The organism is Ornithinimicrobium pratense, from assembly GCF_008843165.1.
Lineage (GTDB): Bacteria > Actinomycetota > Actinomycetes > Actinomycetales > Dermatophilaceae > Ornithinicoccus > Ornithinicoccus pratensis.
This window is the reverse complement of record NZ_CP044427.1, coordinates 2,037,501-2,053,927: the sequence shown is the minus strand read 5'-3', so window position 1 is coordinate 2,053,927 and position 16,427 is coordinate 2,037,501. Positions and strand designations below refer to the sequence as shown.

The window sequence follows — 16,427 nt, the reverse complement described above, 5'->3', positions numbered from 1 at the left end:
CGCATGATCGGCGTCGTCGTCGTCTCACACAGCCGCGCCCTCGCCCGGGCGGTGCGGGACCTGGCCCTGGAGATGTGCACGGGCGGCACGAGCCCGGTGGTGGAGCTGGCGTCCGGGTTGGACGAGGGCACCACCGGGACCGACGCCGCCCTGGTCGCCGAGGTCGTCGCAGCGGTGGACATCGCCACCGGCGGTGACGGGGTGCTGATCCTCGTCGACCTGGGCAGCGCGGTCCTGTCGGCGGAGATGGCGCTGGAGCTGCTCGACCCCGGGGTCGCGGCTCGGGTGCGGGTGAGCCCCGCCCCTCTCGTCGAGGGGCTGCTCGCCGCGGTCGTCGCCGCCGGCACCGGCGCTGACCTCGACACCTGTGCCCTCGAGGCCGAGAGGGGGCTTGCAGCCAAGGTGGAGCACCTGGGGGCCGGCGCCCGGGAGGACCGGCCGGCGAGGGACTCGGCCGGGGATGCCCAGGAAACGGCGGTGGCTGAGGACGCCCGGCCATGGGTCTCCACCGAGCTCGCGGTGGTAGGTGAGCACGGCCTGCACGCCCGACCTGCCGCCCGCCTGGTGACACTGGTTGGCCGGGCCAAGCCGGGCACCGAGGTGCGGCTCACCAATGTGACGATCGGACACGGCCCGGTCGACGCCCGCAGCCTCTCCGCGGTCGGGACGCTGGGGGCGCGGCAGGGGCACGTGCTCCTGGCCCAGGCCCGCGGGGCTGGGGCGGAGCAGCTGCTCGCTGACCTGGAGGAGCTTGCCGCCAGCGCCTTCGGGGACCACGCGGGGCCGGTGGAGCCGCTGTCAGAGCTCGAGCTGCCGGTGCCGGCCGCGGTGTCCAGCGAGCCGGGGGTGGCCGGGTCCGGTCTGGACGCGGCTCTCGGGCCGGCCATCATCGGCGAGCGGCCCCTCAGTCCGGGGATGGACCCGGGGGAGGATCCCGGGCCGGAAGGGAGGTCGCCCGCAGAGCCCGAGGAGCGGATCCGCCAGCTCGAGCGGGCGATCGCACAGGCCACAGGGCGACTGGCGGCGCTGGAGGAGCACGCCCGGCGGCACCTGGGGTATGGCGAGGCGGAGGTCTTCGCCGCCCACGCCATCCTGCTGCGGGACCCCGCTCTGCAGGCGGACGTCCGCGCCCGGATCCGCGCCGGTGCCACCGCGGTCACCGCCTGGTGCGGCGCCGTCGAGATGGTGGCGGCGCGGTTCGACGCCCTGCCGGACAGCTACCAACGTGAGCGCGCCCAGGACGTGCGCAGCATCGGGGACCGGGTGGTGCGCATCTTGCTCGACCATCATGAGCCGGAGTCGCTGGGGGAGGGCGTGCTGGTCGTCGACGAGCTCGACCCCGGTCTGGCGATCTCCCTCGACGCGCACTCGGTCAAGGGTGTCCTGACCCGCCGGGGCGGAGGACTGGGGCACGGCGTCCTCATCGCCCGGGCTCGGGGGGTGCCGGTGCTGACCGGTGTCGGCTCGCGCGCCGACGTCCCCCCGGGCACCCTGCTGGCCTTCGACGCCCGCAGCGGACGCGTCGACGTGGACCCCCCGCCGGAGGTGCAGACCGCCTTCGAGGCCATGCTCGAGCGTCGCCGCAAGCGCCGCGAGCGGGCCTTGGCCGACACGCACCTGCCAGTGACCACGCGGGACGGTCTGCGGATCACGGTCAAGGCCAATGTGTCCTCGCTCGCGGTGGCCCGGCTCGGGGCCGGGCTTGGGGCGGAGGGGTCCGGGCTGGTGCGGACCGAGGCCGTCTTCGCCCGGTCACGCACGGCCCCGACCGTGGAGCAGCAGCAGGAGGTCTACGGCGCGATCGCGGCGGCATACCACCCCCACCCCGTGACGATCCGCACCTGGGACGTGGGCGGGGACAAGCCCTTGGACTTCCTGCCGTCCTGGCCCGAGGCCAACCCCTTCCTGGGTGAGCGCGGCATCCGGGCCTTCCGTGAGGACCCGACCGTCCTGATCGACCAGTTGGAGGCGATCTGCCGGGTGGCGCAGGAGCACCGGGTCAACGTCCTCTTCCCGATGGTCTCCTCGCTCGATGACGTGGACTGGGCCCGGGAGCGGCTCGCTGAGGCAGCGGCCCGGGCCGGTCTTCCGGGCCTGCCTGACCGGCTCGGCGTCGGGCTCATGGTGGAGGTGCCGGCCGTGGCGGTCCGGCTGGGGCGCCTCGCCCAGGGGTTGGACTTCATCTCCATCGGCAGCAATGATCTGTCGCAGTACACCCTCGCCGCCGAGCGTGGCAACCCTCGCCTGGAGCGCTGGTCGGACCCGCTGGACCCGGCCGTCCTGCAGTTGATCCGCTTCATCTGCGAGCGCGCTCCCGAGGGCGTGGTGGTCAGCCTGTGCGGCGAGATGGCCGCAGACCCGGACGTGGCCCGGCTCCTCGTCGGGCTGGGGGTGCGGGAGCTCAGCTCCACCGCCGCGGCGGTGCCCGCGGTCAAGGCCGTCCTTCGGGAGACGTCACTGGAGCAGCTGCGCGAGCTGGCGGCCGGGGCCCTTGCGGCCCGAGACGCCGGCGCCGTCCGCGAACTCCTGCATCAGTAGGGAAACCCGGCTCACCGCGTTGTGCTCACCGCGTTGTGTTGGTGCAGGGGGCGGCCGGTGGCAGGTTGGCCTACCGGCTCAGCGCACCCCGCGGGGGCGGAACTGGATGCTGATCCGCGGGCCGACCGGCTGGTGGGTCTTGGGCACACAGTGGTCCCAGGTGCGCTGGCAGGAGCCCCCCATGACGAGCAGGTCGCCGTGCCCCAGCACATGGCGCAGGCTCTCGCCGCCGCCGCCACGCGGACGGAGCAGCAGGGCCCGGGGGGCGCCGAGGGAGACGATGGCGACCATCGTGTCGTGGCCGGCCGCGCGCCCGAAGCGGTCGCCGTGCCAGGCGACGCTGTCGCGTCCGTCGCGGTAAAGACACATGCCGGCGGTCGCGAACGGCTCGCCCAGCTCCGCGGCATAGTGCTCAGACAGGGCCAGACGCGCCTGCTCCAGGATGGGGTCCGGCAGGCGCTCGCGCTCCCGGTAGAACCGTAGGAGCCGGGGTGTGGTGACCTGCTTGTCGTACATCTGCCGCTGCTCCCCCCGCCAGTCCACCCCGGCGGGGCCACCGAGCGCGAGCCGGGTGAAGAGCTCGTCGGAGCCGGTGACCCACCCGGGCCGCACGTCGACCCAGGCACCGTGGTCCAGGAGCGTGCGGCGGACCGCCCCGGTGAGGGGACGCAAACCGACCTCCTCCACCTGATCAAGCAGGGATCCTTGCAGCATCATGGGTCGAGAATAGAACACCTGTGCAGAAGGCGCCAGTGTCAACCGCACGGGTGTTCGCGTTTCCTGTTCCGGTGTGGCAGAGCGGTCATCCAGGGGGCGTGGGAGACAATGGTGACCATGCCCACCTATCGCGAGGCCGCCATCGTGCTGCGCACGCACAAGCTGGGCGAGGCCGACCGGATCGTCACCCTACTCACCCGCGGCCGGGGCAAGGTCCGGGCCGTGGCAAAGGGGGTGCGGCGGACCAAGAGCAAGTTCGGTGCCCGGCTTGAGCCGGGCATGGTGGTCGACATCCAGTGCTACGAGGGACGCAACCTCGACACCGTCACCCAGGCCGACGGGTTGGCCCCCTACGGCGAGGCGATCGCCCGGGACTATCCGGCGTTCACCGCGGCCAGCGTGATGCTGGAGACCTGCGAGCAGCTCACCGAGGAGGGGCAGCCGGCGACCCAGCATTTCCGGCTGCTGGCAGGGGGCCTGGCGGCGCTCGCCGTGCGCGAGCATGACCCCCGGCTGGTCCTGGACTCCTACCTCATCCGGGCGTTGGCCATCGGTGGCTGGCGCGCCAGCTTCGTCAATTGCGCCCGGTGTGGGATGACCGGGCCGCACCGGGCCTTCCACGTCCCCTCGGGCGGGGCGGTCTGCCCGGTATGCCGCCCGCCCGGCTCTACAGCTCCCGCCGCCGAGACCTTCGCCCTGCTCGGGGCGCTCATGACCGGGGACTGGTCGGTGGCCGACGCCAGCCAGAGCAGGCACCGGCGCGAGGCGAGTGGGCTGGTGGCCGCATATCTGCAATGGCACCTGGAGCGCGGGGTGCGGTCCCTGCGACACGTCGAAAGGACCTTCTGAGCCGATGGCGACCCGCCAGCCCGTGCCGCCCTTCCCCCACCCTTCCGGGGCCAGGCCCCCGGCGATCCCGGCCGAGCTCGTGCCCCGGCACGTGGCCATCGTCATGGACGGCAACGGCCGCTGGGCCAACCAGCGTGGTCTGAAGCGCACCCAGGGCCACGAAGCCGGGGAGGCCTCGCTGCTGGACGTGATCGCGGGCGGGATCGAGGTCGGCGTGCGGTGCATCAGCGCCTACGCCTTCTCCACCGAGAACTGGCGCCGCAGCCCCGACGAGGTGCGCTTTCTGATGGGCTTCAACCGCGACGTCATCCACCGGCGACGCGATGAGCTGCACTCCTGGGGCGTGCGCGTCGTGTGGTCCGGGCGGACGCCACGGCTGTGGCGGTCGGTGATCTCCGAGCTGCGCGACGCCGAGGAGCGCACCCGCGACAACGACGTCATCACCCTCAACTTCTGCGTCAACTACGGCGGGCGGGCCGAGCTCGCCGACGCGGTCCGGGCCATCGGTGAGGACGTCAAGGCCGGGCGGCTGTCGCCGCGCGGGATCGACGAGCGCACCATCGGCCGCTACCTCTACCACCCGGAGGTGCCCGACGTGGACCTCTTCCTGCGCAGCTCGGGGGAGCAGCGGACTTCCAACTTCCTGCTGTGGCAGAGCGCCTACGCCGAGATGGTCTTCCAGGACGTGCTCTGGCCGGACTACGACCGGCGGCACCTGTGGGCCGGGATCGAGCAGTACGTCTCCCGGGACCGTCGCTACGGCGGAGCGGTGGACGCTCCCAGCGCCTGACCCGCCCGCACCCCTCCCCACAGGACACGGCAGAAGGCCCGACAGGACACCGGGGCGTGTTCCCTGAGCCCTTGTGGCGTGTTCGCTCGAGCCCTTTGGCGTGTTCTCTTGAGGCCTTCGGCGTGTTCGGTCAGTGGGTGGGGGCGGTGTGGGCGCAGGTTGGGCAGACCCCGAAGACCTCGAGCGTGTGCTCCACCTGGGTGAAGCCGTGCTCGGCGGCCACGGTGTCCGCCCAGCGCTCCACGGTGGGGCCCTGGATCTCCACCGTGCGGCCGCACCCGCGGCAGACCAGGTGGTGGTGGTGCCCGGTGGAGCACTTGCGGTAGACGGCCTCGCCCTCGTCGGTGCGCAGGGTGTCGATCTCACCGGCGGCAGCCATCGAGGCCAACGTCCGGTAGACGGTCGCCAGACCCACCTTGGCCCCCGCGTCGCGCAGGCTGGCGTGCAGCTCCTGGGCGCTGGTGAAGTCGTCCAGCTCGGCCAGCTGCGCCACGACGGCGCTCTGCTGCCGGGTGGGGCGACGGGTGGTGGTCACGGTGCGGCCTCCTGGTTCTTCGGCTTTTCGAGGGTATGCGGCACGCCCAGCGGGTCGTGCTCGTGCGGGTGCACCTGGGATGCGTGCTCGTCGTAGTGGCCCTCGTGCGCCGCGTGCCGGTGACCGTCGTGCAGGTAGTCGACGTGGTCGCCGTGCGGGACCACATCGTGCCCGCAGCCGGGGCCGTGCTCGTGCGGGTGCCGTTCGGCGTGCCGGTGCCGGGCCAGTGCGATGGCGCGGCGGACAGCACCCCCCAGCGCGGCGACGGCGAAGAGGGCGATGGCCAGCAGCACGATCGTCCCGCCGGAGGCGGTGTCGGCGTAGAACGAGGTCACCACGCCGCCGACGGAGGAGACCACACCGATGAGCACCGCCCACCACCCCGCGGCCCGGAAGCTGCCGGAGAACTGCTGGGCGGCGGCGTTGGGAATGATCATCAGCGCGCTGATGAGCAGCAGCCCGATCACCCGCATCGCGACCACCACGGTCACCGCGGTGAGTACGGCCAGGACGATGTTGAGCGCGAGCACCGGCAGACCCGAGGCGCGGGCGTACTCCTCGTCACCGGCCACGGCGAAGAGCCGGTCGCGCAGGACAACGGTCGCCGCGATGATCGCGGTCGAGAGGACGGCGAAGACCCCGAGGTCCTCGCGCGAGGTGGTGGTGATCGCGCCGAAGAGGAAGCCGGTGAGGTTGCCGGTCTGCCCGCCGTCCGCGCGGTTGATGATGACCACGCCCGCCGCGATGCCCCCGTAGAACATCAGCGCCAGCGCCACGTCGCCCGAGGTTCGCCCCCGGGCCCGGATCAGCTCGATCAGGACACCGGCGATGGCGGCGGCGACCAGCGCTGACCACACGGGGCTGGTCTGCGTGACGACACCGATCGCCACTCCGGCCAACGCCACGTGGCCAAGCCCGTCGCCGATGAGCGAGAGCCGTCGCTGCACCAGGAAGATCCCGACCATCGGCGCGGCCAGACCGACGAACAGGGCCGCGACCAGCGCGTTGCGCATGAACTCCAGCGCGATCATCTCGCTCACGCTGACCCCCTCCCGGCCGCGCGGGCCAACTCGGCCTGGTGCACGGCATACCGCCGCGGCGTGCCGTCGAAGACCAGGTGGCCGGTGTCCACCTCGAGGATGCGGTCCACCACGCCGCGCAAGGCAGCCAGCTCGTGGGTGACGACGAGCATGGTGGTGCCCTCGGCACCGAGACGTTGCAGGACGCCCGCCAGGACGGCCTGGCTGGCGTGGTCGACGCCGGCCGTCGGCTCGTCCATGACCAGGACCTCTGGCTCGGCGACCAGGGCCCGTGCGATGAGCACCCGGCGCTGCTGTCCCCCGGAGAGGGTGTCGACGTCGAAACGGGCCCGGTCCGCCAGCCCGACCGTCTCCAGCGACTGCTGCACGGCCGCACGGTCCGCGCGGGAGGCCCGTCGCCACCAGGGGCGGCGGGCGAGCAGCCCGGTGGCGACGACCTCGGTCACGGTGGCGCGCACGCCGCCGACGAGGGTATGCCGTTGCGGCACGTAGCCGATGCGGGTCCGGTCGCGCAGCCGGGCCAGTGGGGTGCCGAGCACGCTGACCTCGCCGGAGAGGTGCTCCGACAGACCCACCAGCCCCTTGACCAGGGTGGTCTTGCCAGAACCGTTGGGCCCCAGGACGGCCACCACCTCGCCGCGACGGACCTCGACGTCGATATCGGTCACCACCGGACGGCCCTGGTAGCCGAACGCGGCACGGTGCATCGACACCACCGGCTCGGCCGTGTCGATCGTGCCGCTGCCCGCGGGGTCAGCGATGTCGCCCTCGCTGCGGATCATGAGCAGCCCAGGCCCTGCCTCAACGACTCGAGGTTGGCCCGCATGATCTCCGCGTAGGTGGATCCGGAGGAGCTGTCGGTGATGCCTTCCACGGGGTCGAGCGTCAGCACCTCGGTGTCCGTCTCGTTGGCGATCGTCCGGGCGATGTCGTCGCGCAGGATCGGTTCGGCGTAGATCGCCTGGACGTCCAGGTCCTTGACCTGGGCGGCGACCTCGGCAAGGCGGGCGGGGGAGGGCTCGGAGTCCGGCGTGATCCCGGTGATCCCCGTTTGCCGCAGGTCATAACGGTGGGCGAGGTAGCCGAACGCCTCGTGCGTGGTCACCAGGTCACGGCTGCGGCACTCGGCCAGGCCCTCGGCGAACTCCTGGTCCAGCTCATCCAGCTCGGCCAGCACCAGCTCCAGGTTGGCCTCGTAACCGGCCGCGTTGTCCGGGTCGACCACGATCAGCTCCGCCGCGATGACCTCGGCGACCTGGCCGTACCGCTCCGGGTCGAGCCAGAAGTGAGGATCCTCGGGCCCGTGGTCGTGCCCGTCGTCCTCGTCGTGCGCGTGCTGCTCGTCGTCCTCGTCGTGCGCGTGCTGCTCGTCGTCCTCGTCGTGCGCGTCGTCCGGGTGATCATGATCGTGGTCGTCGTGCGCGTCGTGGTCGTCGTGGTCGTCGTGGGGGCTCTCCCCGACCAGCAGCAGGTCTGCGTGCGGCGCCAGGTCGACGCAGGCGCCAGCGGCCTCGACCCCGATCGCCTGGTCCACGGCAGGCTGCATCCCCGCACTGTAGAGCACCAGGTCCGCGCTCCCGAGCGTGGCGACCTGCCGCGGCGTCAGCTCCACGTCGTGCGGGTCAACGCCTGCGGAGGTCAGCGTGCTGATCTCGGCGTGCTCGCCGGCCACTCGCGAGGCGAGGTACTCGATCGGGTAGAAGCTGGTGACCACTGACAGCTGCCCCTCCTGCCCGGCCCCGGCGCTCGCGCCGCTGTTGTCACCGCCGTGAGTGTCAGTGCCGTTGCCCCCGTCGTCACCGTTGCCGCAGCCCGCGAGCCCCAGCGTGAGGGACAGGGCGGTGAGGGCGGCAAGGGCGACAGGGGCCGTAGGGGGTCGCGTCATAGCTCCAGCGTTCTGCGAATGAGAATGGTTGTCAAATCCGAGCCGATCCGGCACCGTCTGTACCGAGCCACGCGTGGATGCTCTGGCCGCGGTTGCAACGGTGGTGGGGTGTCCGAAGGTGTGGCTCGGTCCTTCTGCCCCCTGCCCCTACTCCGGTGAGCCGAAGGCCGAACTTTTCCACAGGGCCACGCTGGGCCCACACTCCAGACTCGCTGGCTTTGCCAGGCTGTCTCGATGTCGCTGTTGCAGGCCTACCTCGACGCCCACGGCGGTGCGCTCTCGTCCGCAGCCGCAGCCGAGCACCTCGGGCTGGGCTCGACAGACCTGCGGCGGCTGCTGGCGACGGGGACACTGACCCGCGTGTGTCGTGGTGGCTATGTCGACTCGGCGCGACTGGCCCAGGCTGGTCCGGAGGATGCGCACCTGCTGCGGCTGCGGGGTGTGCTGGCCACCTCACCCGCCACGTTCGCCGCCAGTCACCAGAGCGCCGCGGTGCTGCTGGGGCTTCCGCTGCTGGCCAGCGACCTTGAGCTTGTCCATGTGACGAGACGGTCCGGGACGGGTCACGGCCGTCGTCGGGATGCCTTCGCCGTGCACCGGTGCCCGGGTGAGCGCGCACATTTTCGGCAGGTGGGCGGCGTGTGGAGCGTAGGGCCGGTGGCCGCGGTCCTCGGCGCGATCCTGGCCTGCAGTCAGATCGGTGCCCAGGGCCTGGCCGACGCCGCGCTGCGGGCCCGGGTTGTCACCAGGGCACAGCTCGAGAAGGGCCTGCGGGACCTGCCGCGCGCGACGGGGACGCCTCGGGCGCGCCAGGTGGTCCGCCGGGCGGACCCGTCGGCCGAGTCGATCGGCGAGAGCGGGCTGCGGACCATCCTGCTCCTGCTCGGCTACCGGGTCCGCCCGCAGTTCGTCATCACGGACGACGGTGAGTTCGTCGCCCGCGTGGACTTGTACCTGCCGGACCTCGGCGTCGTGGTGGAGTTCGACGGGGCGGTGAAGTACGACGGGGTGGACGGACGGAGGGCGCTCGTGCGGGAAAAGGTGCGCGAGGACCGGATACGGCGGCTCGGCTACGGGGTGGTCCGGATCACCTGGGCTCAGCTCTACCGACCCGAGGTGATCAGGGAGCTCGTGGAAGCCGGGGCGCGGATGTCCTCGCGAGGGTGCCGGGCTTAGCCGACCTGATCCGTCCCGGCCAGGGCGCCACGGTTCGAGCTCCCCGCCACCGTTGCAACAGCGGCGCCTGTCCTCAAGCGCGGCGCGGTCGAGGGGGAGAGGGAGAGGGAGGGGACTAGCGTGGCAGGATCTGGGTCGCAGCGACGGCGATGAAGACCGCCAGGACCGCAATGCGCATCACGCGCTCCACCGGGGCCAGGCGGGGCCAGGACAGGTAGAGCAGCCAGAGGATGAACAGCAGCGCCAGCACGACCATGACCCAACCGACCGGGCCGCCCAGGAATCCGCCGACCAGCACCAGGACCAGGAGCAGCAGGAACGGCAGCCACACCGGCAGCTTCGCCAGTGGCTCCAGCAGCGGCCGGCTGGCCTGCTCGATGCGCTGACGCAGTGGCCCGGGGCCCTGGGCAGGGGCGGCTTCGGGGGACGGGCGTGGGGTGGACACCGGACCAGCCTAAACCGGGTCCGAGCCGGCCCCGGCCCCTGCTTAGACTGGCCCGCATGGCTCCCTCCTCCACCGTCGACACGGTCGTGTCCCTGTGCAAGCGTCGTGGCTTCGTCTTCCCCGCCGGAGAGATCTACGGCGGGACGCGTTCGGCCTGGGACTACGGACCCCTCGGCACGGCGCTGAAGGAGAACATCAAGCGCCAGTGGTGGCGCTCGATGGTGCAGATGCGCGACGACGTCGTCGGTCTGGACTCCTCGATCATCCAGCCCCGCCAGGTCTGGGTCGCCTCCGGTCACGTTGGTGAGTTCTCCGACCCGCTCACCGAGTGCCAGTCCTGCCACAAGCGCTTCCGGGTGGACCACCTGCAGGAGGCGGTGGCGGACAAGGCTGCCAAGAAGGGCCGCGAGGGTGCTGCGATCAACCCTGACGACGTCCCCCTGGATTCTATTAACTGCCCCAGCTGTGGCAACAAGGCTTGGACCGAGCCGCGCGAGTTCAACATGATGCTCAAAACCTTCCTCGGCCCCGTCGAGGACGAGTCGGGCCTGCACTACCTGCGCCCGGAGACCGCGCAGGGCATCTTCGTCAATTTCGGCCAGGTGCTGGGCACCTCGCGCAAGAAGCCGCCGTTCGGTATCGCCCAGACCGGCAAGTCTTTCCGCAACGAGATCACCCCGGGCAACTTCATCTTCCGCACCCGCGAGTTCGAGCAGATGGAGATGGAGTTCTTCGTCAAGCCAGGCGAGGACGAGGAGTGGCACGAGTACTGGATCGCCGAGCGCACCCGGTGGTACACGGACCTCGGCATCAACCCGGACAACCTGCGCCACTACGAGCACCCGCAGGAGAAGCTCTCGCACTACGCCAAGCGGACCGTCGACATCGAGTACCGCTTCAACTTCACCGGCTCGCAGTGGGGCGAGCTCGAGGGCATCGCCAACCGGACCGACTTCGACCTCACCACCCACAGCGAGCACTCGGGCCAGGAGCTGAGCTTCTTCGACCAGGCCAGCGGGGAGCGCTACACGCCCTACGTCATCGAGCCGGCCGCCGGCCTCGGGCGCTCGCTGATGACCTTCCTCGTCGACGCCTACGCCGAGGACGAGGCTCCCAACACCAAGGGCGGGGTCGACAAGCGCGTGGTGCTGCGGCTGGACTCGCGCTTGTCCCCGATCAAGGTCGCGGTGCTGCCGCTGTCGCGCAACGCCGACCTGACCCCCAAGGCCAAGGACCTGGCCGCCCAGTTGCGCCAGCACTGGATGGTCGACGTCGACGACGCGGGCGCCATCGGCAAGCGCTACCGCCGCCAGGACGAGATCGGGACGCCCTACTGCGTGACGGTCGACTTCGACACGCCCCAGGACCACGCCGTCACCATCCGTGACCGCGACTCGATGAGCCAGGAGCGGGTGGCGTTGGACCAGGTCGAGGGTTACCTCGCCCAGCGGCTCGTCGGCGCCTGAGGCATACCCCTCGCCACCGAGATTCCGGAGCGCGAGGCAACCCGACAGGCCCCTCTGAGCGTTCACCAGGCATGAGTGCCACGACAGCGGACGCCGAGTTCGCCGAGTTCGTGCGGGCCCGGCAGCACCCGCTGATCCGGGCTGCACGGCTCTACTGCGGCGACCACCACGCTGCGGAGGACCTCGTGCAGGACGCCCTCATCAAGCTCGCCTCCCGGTGGGAGAGCGTCCGCGAGGGGTCGCCTGACGCCTACGTCCGGCGCATCCTTTACCGCGACGCGGTCTCCCGTTGGCGCAAATGGGGCCGAGAGATCCCGTATGCCGTGCAGGCCGGGGAGCCGGACCTGCTCAACAGCGGCGTGGTCCCGGCACAGGTGGACGCCTGGGTCGAGGGCTCGCAGGTGCGTCAGGCCCTCGCCCAGCTGCCGCCACGGCAGCGAGCCGTGATCGTCCTGCGCTACTTCGAGGACCAGTCCGAGGCAGACATCGCGGACACGCTGGGGTGCAGCACTGGCACGGTGAAGAGCCAGGCCAGCAAGGCGCTGCAGAAGCTGAGGTCGCTGATGCCCGAGGTGGCCGGCAGCACTCGGACCGGGGGAGGAGAGCGATGAACGAGAACTTCAGGGAGGCTCTGGAGCGCGCGGCGGGCGACAACCCGCACGTCGACCTCACTGAGCAGGTGTGGGCCCAGGGGCGGGTGGTGCGCCGGCGCCGGCAGACCGTGCAGGCCGCTGGCGGCCTGACCGCGGCCGCAGCCCTCGTCGGGGCGATGTGGCTCGGCGGAGGGCTGCTGTCCGACCCTGACGCCTTCGACGGCCCCGCGGACCAGCCGACCAGCCCGGCCGTCACCTCGGTCGAGGACGAGGCTCCCGACGGGCCGACCGAGGGTGAGAACGTAGACGGGCCAGCCACCGAGGACCCGGGGACCGACGCGACCGGCGAGGATGTCACCACCGAGGACCCGGGGACCGACGCGACCGGCGAGGATCTCACCACCGAGGACCCGGCACCGGCCGGGCCGATCGACCCCTGTGGCACGGCATACCCCGATCCGGTGCTCGTGGCCGAAGGGCTGCCGGAGGCTACGACGGACCGGGCGCTGGAGGTGCTCGAGCTGGCCGCGGCCTGCGACCTGGACGGCCTAGCAGCTCTGGCCCAGCAGGACGATACCCACCTCTCCTTCGGCGTGGCCAGCCCGCAGGAGGCCTTCTCGGGCGACAAGGGCGCGGAGCGGGCTGCTGCCGTCACCACCCTGCTGACGCGCTTCGAGCCGGGCCAGGACGCACCGGACGCGCCCTACCGCTGGCCCGCCGAGGTGGAGACGGAGCAGGACTGGGCGCGCCTGGTGGACAGCGGGCTCTACGCCCAGCAGGACGTGGACCTCATGCGCGGCTCCGGGATCGGGTATAGCGGCTGGCGGGTCGGGGTCGACGCCTCGGGCCGGTGGGCCTTCCTGGTCGCCGGCGAGTGAGCCGTGCCGACTGCTCGTCACCGGTCGACTGTCGCCGGTCGACCACCGATCGACCGTCACGCACCGCGTCCTGGCCGCTGGTTCAGGGGCCGAGGATGAGGCTGAACCCGATGGTGAGCATGACCACGGCAATCCCGGCGTCGAGCAGCTGCCAGGCACGGGGCCGGGCGAAGAACGACGCCAGGCGCCCGGCCCCGAAGCCCAGGGAGCTGAACCACAGCGCGCTCGCCGTGACCATGCCGGCGTAGAACCACCAGCGTCCGTCGGAGCCGTGAGTGTTGGCGATGCTGCCGACGAGGGTCATGTCGAGGTAGACGTGCGGGTTGAGGAAGGTCAAGGCAGCCATCGTCGCCATGGACCTGCGCACCGAGCCGACCCCACCACCCTTCGCGTTGAGTGCCTCCGTGGGGCGCAGGGCGCGCCAGGCGGCGTGCAAGCCGTAGCCGATGACGAACAGCCCGCCGCCCCAGCGGGCCACGTCGAGGAAGGGTGGCCATGCGGCGACGATCGCCCCGATGCCGAGCACCGCAAGGAAGGCCAGTGCGGCGTCGGCCACGGTGCAGAGCAGGACCAGTGGGGCGACCGGAGCGCGACGCAGCCCCTGCCGCAGCAAGTAGGCGTTCTGCGCCCCGATGGCCACGATCAGTCCCAGGCCGGTGAGGAAGCCGGTGAGGAGAACGCCGAGGGAGGTCACGGGCGACCACGTTAGCCCGGGTGGGGCTGTCCGAGCCGCATCAGGATGATGAATGATCTTGGGTGACGGTTAGCATCGTTTCATGAGGTTGGACCCCGTTGCCCTGGCCACGCTCAAGGCCGTGGTCCACGAGGGGACCTTCGAACGGGCGGCGTCGAGGCTGCACGTGACGCCCTCAGCGGTGTCCCAGCGGATCAAGGCGCTCGAGCAGGCTGTGGGCCAGGTCGTCGTGGGACGCGCCAAGCCGGTCACGGCGACGACGGCGGGGGAGGTGCTGCTGCGCCTGGCCGGTCACTGGGACCTGCTGGTCCATGACGCCCTGACTGAGCTCGTCCCCGAGACGAGCGCGTCGGCACACCCACTGGTGCCGGTCGTGGTCAACGCAGACTCCCTGGCGACCTGGATCCTGCCAGGACTCGCCAGGGCGCAGGAGCAGCTGGGGATCACCCTCGACATCGTGCGCGAGGACGAAGAGCACGCCTCGGGCCTGGTTCGCTCGGGTGCGGCGCTGGCCGCGGTCACCGCCGACCCGACTCCAGTGGCAGGGTGCCGGATCCGCCCCTTGGGGTCGCTGCGTTTCGTGGCGGTCTGCACACCCGACTTTCGCGCACGGTGGCTGCCCCGCGGGGCTCGGGCAGCGGACCTGGACCGGGCGCCGATGGTGCGTTTCGACCGCAAGGACACGATGCAACACCGGGTGGCGCGGCGGTGGGTGCGCAGGGAGATCGACCCGCCCGCGTCCTACATCGGCTCCAGCCGGGAGTTCGCCGAGGCGGTGCGCCTGGGCATGGGGTGGGCCATGATTCCCGAGGCGTGGGCCCAGGAGGACCTGGCCGCGGGTGCGCTGGTGCCGGTGTCACGCCGTCCCCACCATGACGTCCCGCTCCACTGGCTTGCCTGGCGCCTCCCCTCGCGCACCCTGGAAGTGCTCTCCGACTGTGTTATCGAGCAGGCCCACACGACCCTGGTCCCGCACGATTCCGGACAGGTCGTCCCGGATGGGACAATCAAGGGGTCATGAGCACCCTCACCTCTCTCCTGCCGCCCCTGCAGATCGGGCGGCACACCATCGACTCCCCGGTGGTCCTCGCGCCCATGGCCGGGATCACCAACCGCGCCTTCCGCCAGCTGTGCCGCGAGTATGGCGAGGAGGGCCTGGCCGCAGGCGGGGCCACGGGCGCGACGTCGCTGTACGTCAGCGAGATGATCACCTCCCGCGCCCTCGTGGAGCGCACTCCGGTGACGATGAAGCTCATCGAGCACGGCCCGGAGGAGCTGCCGCGCTCGATCCAGCTCTACGGCGTCGACCCCGCCACCGTCGGCGCCGCCGTGCGTCTGCTCCGCGACGAGGACCGTGCTGACCACGTCGACCTCAACTTCGGCTGCCCCGTGCCCAAGGTCACCCGCAAAGGCGGAGGCGCGGCGTTGCCGTGGAAGACGGAGCTCTTCCGCGGGATCGTCCGGGCCGCGGTCCGAGAGGCCGCGCCGGCGCAGATCCCAGTCACCGTCAAGATGCGCGTAGGTGTCGACGCCGAGCACGAGACCTTCCTGGACGCCGGCCGGATCGCCGAGGAGGAGGGTGCCGCCGCGGTGGCGCTGCACGCCCGCACGGCCTCCCAGGCCTACTCAGGGCAGGCCGACTGGAGCCGCATCACCGAGCTGAAGCAGGCCGTCACCACGATCCCGGTGCTTGGCAACGGCGATATCTGGTCGGCGGAGGACGCGCTGCGCATGGTGGAGCAGACCGGCTGCGACGGCGTCGTGGTGGGGCGTGGCTGCCTTGGCCGGCCGTGGCTCTTCGCCGACCTGGCCGCCGCCTTCGCCGGCTCTCAGGTCCGGGTCGAGCCCACCCTGGCCGAGGTATGCCGTGTGCTTCGCCGGCATGCCGAGCTGCTCGTCGAGTTCCACCGGGACGAGGCCAAGGGCTGCCGTGACATCCGTAAGCACATCTCCTGGTACACCAAGGGATTCCGCGTCGGTGGGCAGCTGCGCCGCCAGCTCGCCCTCGTCAACACGCTGGCAGACCTCGACTCGCTCATCGACACCCTCGACCTGGACCAGCCCTGGCCGGGCGAGGCGGCCGACGGCCAGCGTGGGCGTGCCGGCTCCGCCCGGGTCGTGGCCCTGCCCGACCGGTGGCTGGACTCGCGCGAGCTCAACGAGCAGCAGCGGACGGCGATCGCCCAGGCCGAGCTGGATGTCTCCGGCGGCTGAGCGCGCGCCTTCGACCTGCATGGGTCGCTAGCCCGACCTAGCGTGGACGGTATGACCCCACGACTCAACGGCAAGACCATCGCCTTCCTGCTGACCGACGGTTTCGAGGACAGCGAGCTGACCAGCCCCTGGGAAACCGTCGTCGAGGCCGGGGGCACCGCCCACCTGATCGCGCCCTCCGGCGACAGCGTCGAGGGCAAGAAAGGCCACACCCAAGACGTCGACAGGGCCGTGGCCGAAGCCGACCCCACCTCCTACGACGCGCTCGTCCTGCCCGGCGGCACCGGCAACGCTGACAAGCTGCGCATGGACGAGGACGCCGTCGCGTTCACCCGCCACTTCGGCGCGGAGGGCAAGCCGATCGCCGTCATCTGCCACGGTGCCTGGATCATGACCGAGGCGGACATCCTGCAGGGGCGGACGATGACCTCCTACCCCTCGCTCAAGACCGACCTGCGCAACGCGGGCGCGACCTGGGTCGATGAGGAGGTCGTCGTCGACGACACCCTGGTGTCCAGCCGCACGCCCGACGACCTGCCCGCGTTCAACCGCGAGCTGGTCAACGTCTTCGCGCAGGGCTGAGGCACGCGCCGCAGCACGCGACGGA

The 16,427-nt window shown here is 71.4% G+C and carries 17 protein-coding genes; 10 read left to right on the top strand and 7 right to left on the bottom strand.

Going from position 1 to position 16,427, the window contains the following annotated elements; all coding sequences use genetic code 11:
- Window positions 1–3 precede the first annotated feature (3 nt).
- Window positions 4–2,538, top strand: a complete 2,535-nt coding sequence (ptsP, locus tag FY030_RS09370; RefSeq protein WP_158061269.1) for a phosphoenolpyruvate--protein phosphotransferase — start codon at window positions 4–6, stop codon at window positions 2,536–2,538.
- Between the two features lie 78 nt (window positions 2,539–2,616).
- Here the strand turns inward: ptsP and FY030_RS09365 are convergent, their stop codons facing one another.
- A complete protein-coding gene (locus tag FY030_RS09365; RefSeq protein ID WP_158061268.1) occupies window positions 2,617–3,255 on the bottom strand; it encodes an alpha-ketoglutarate-dependent dioxygenase AlkB in 639 nt (212 codons plus the stop codon).
- 117 nt (window positions 3,256–3,372) lie between these two features.
- On the opposite strand from FY030_RS09365, the gene recO reads away from it, so the two are divergent.
- Both recO and FY030_RS09355 read left to right on the top strand, forming a co-directional pair.
- The gene (gene recO / locus FY030_RS09360) at window positions 3,373–4,104 is read left to right on the top strand and encodes a DNA repair protein RecO (RefSeq protein WP_158061267.1); all 732 of its coding nucleotides are present in this window, start codon (window positions 3,373–3,375) and stop codon (window positions 4,102–4,104) included.
- A gap of 4 nt (window positions 4,105–4,108) precedes the next feature.
- Complete coding sequence (locus FY030_RS09355; protein ID WP_158061266.1) at window positions 4,109–4,894, top strand: isoprenyl transferase; 786 nt, start codon at window positions 4,109–4,111, stop codon at window positions 4,892–4,894.
- Between the two features lie 130 nt (window positions 4,895–5,024).
- Here FY030_RS09355 and FY030_RS09350 read toward each other — a convergent pair whose 3' ends face one another.
- From FY030_RS09350 to FY030_RS09335, 4 genes are read right to left on the bottom strand one after another with little or no spacing between them, the layout of a single operon-like run.
- A complete protein-coding gene (locus FY030_RS09350; RefSeq protein ID WP_158061265.1) occupies window positions 5,025–5,429 on the bottom strand; it encodes a Fur family transcriptional regulator in 405 nt (134 codons plus the stop codon).
- Window positions 5,426–6,469 carry a metal ABC transporter permease gene (locus tag FY030_RS09345; RefSeq protein ID WP_158061264.1) on the bottom strand — a complete coding sequence of 348 codons (1,044 nt, stop codon included), beginning with the start codon at window positions 6,467–6,469 and terminating at the stop codon, window positions 5,426–5,428. The genes FY030_RS09350 and FY030_RS09345 overlap by 4 nt, the downstream gene beginning before the upstream one ends.
- Entirely contained in the window at window positions 6,466–7,251 is a 786-nt protein-coding gene (locus tag FY030_RS09340) for a metal ABC transporter ATP-binding protein (protein ID WP_158061263.1), read from the bottom strand. Before FY030_RS09340 ends, FY030_RS09345 begins: the two co-directional genes overlap by 4 nt.
- Window positions 7,248–8,354, bottom strand: a complete 1,107-nt coding sequence (locus FY030_RS09335) for a metal ABC transporter solute-binding protein, Zn/Mn family (RefSeq protein ID WP_158061262.1) — start codon at window positions 8,352–8,354, stop codon at window positions 7,248–7,250. Before FY030_RS09335 ends, FY030_RS09340 begins: the two co-directional genes overlap by 4 nt.
- 234 nt (window positions 8,355–8,588) lie before the next feature.
- On the opposite strand from FY030_RS09335, the gene FY030_RS09325 reads away from it, so the two are divergent.
- Window positions 8,589–9,530: a PDDEXK family nuclease gene (locus FY030_RS09325; protein WP_158061260.1), complete on the top strand. Its 942-nt coding sequence runs from the start codon at window positions 8,589–8,591 to the stop codon at window positions 9,528–9,530.
- Between the two features lie 115 nt (window positions 9,531–9,645).
- Here the strand turns inward: FY030_RS09325 and FY030_RS09320 are convergent, their stop codons facing one another.
- Complete coding sequence (locus tag FY030_RS09320; protein ID WP_158061259.1) at window positions 9,646–9,975, bottom strand: DUF6703 family protein; 330 nt, start codon at window positions 9,973–9,975, stop codon at window positions 9,646–9,648.
- A 56-nt stretch (window positions 9,976–10,031) separates the two neighbouring features.
- Here FY030_RS09320 and FY030_RS09315 point away from each other — a divergent pair, with 56 nt between their 5' ends.
- The 3 genes from FY030_RS09315 to FY030_RS09305 all read left to right on the top strand — a co-directional run bounded on the left by FY030_RS09315 (window position 10,032) and on the right by FY030_RS09305 (window position 12,912).
- Window positions 10,032–11,441, top strand: coding sequence for a glycine--tRNA ligase (locus FY030_RS09315; protein WP_158061258.1), 1,410 nt, complete (start codon window positions 10,032–10,034; stop codon window positions 11,439–11,441).
- Window positions 11,442–11,512: 71 nt separating this feature from the next.
- Window positions 11,513–12,052, top strand: coding sequence for a SigE family RNA polymerase sigma factor (locus FY030_RS09310; RefSeq protein ID WP_158061257.1), 540 nt, complete (start codon window positions 11,513–11,515; stop codon window positions 12,050–12,052).
- Window positions 12,049–12,912 (top strand): hypothetical protein, encoded by an 864-nt coding sequence (locus FY030_RS09305; protein ID WP_158061256.1) that lies wholly within the window; start codon window positions 12,049–12,051, stop codon window positions 12,910–12,912. The genes FY030_RS09310 and FY030_RS09305 overlap by 4 nt, the downstream gene beginning before the upstream one ends.
- 82 nt (window positions 12,913–12,994) lie before the next feature.
- Here FY030_RS09305 and FY030_RS09300 read toward each other — a convergent pair whose 3' ends face one another.
- On the bottom strand, window positions 12,995–13,606 hold the full coding sequence (locus tag FY030_RS09300; RefSeq protein ID WP_158061255.1) for a LysE/ArgO family amino acid transporter: 612 nt from the start codon (window positions 13,604–13,606) through the stop codon (window positions 12,995–12,997).
- Window positions 13,607–13,688: 82 nt separating this feature from the next.
- Between FY030_RS09300 and FY030_RS09295 the strand changes: the two genes are divergently transcribed.
- Genes FY030_RS09295 through FY030_RS09285 form a run of 3 tightly spaced genes read left to right on the top strand, consistent with a single transcriptional unit; the run spans window position 13,689 to window position 16,402 of the window.
- Entirely contained in the window at window positions 13,689–14,627 is a 939-nt protein-coding gene (locus tag FY030_RS09295) for a LysR family transcriptional regulator ArgP (RefSeq protein ID WP_158061254.1), read from the top strand.
- Window positions 14,624–15,820, top strand: coding sequence for a tRNA dihydrouridine synthase DusB (gene dusB / locus FY030_RS09290; RefSeq protein ID WP_158061253.1), 1,197 nt, complete (start codon window positions 14,624–14,626; stop codon window positions 15,818–15,820). Before FY030_RS09295 ends, dusB begins: the two co-directional genes overlap by 4 nt.
- 51 nt (window positions 15,821–15,871) lie before the next feature.
- On the top strand, window positions 15,872–16,402 hold the full coding sequence (locus FY030_RS09285) for a type 1 glutamine amidotransferase domain-containing protein (RefSeq protein WP_158061252.1): 531 nt from the start codon (window positions 15,872–15,874) through the stop codon (window positions 16,400–16,402).
- Window positions 16,403–16,427: the final 25 nt, after the last annotated feature.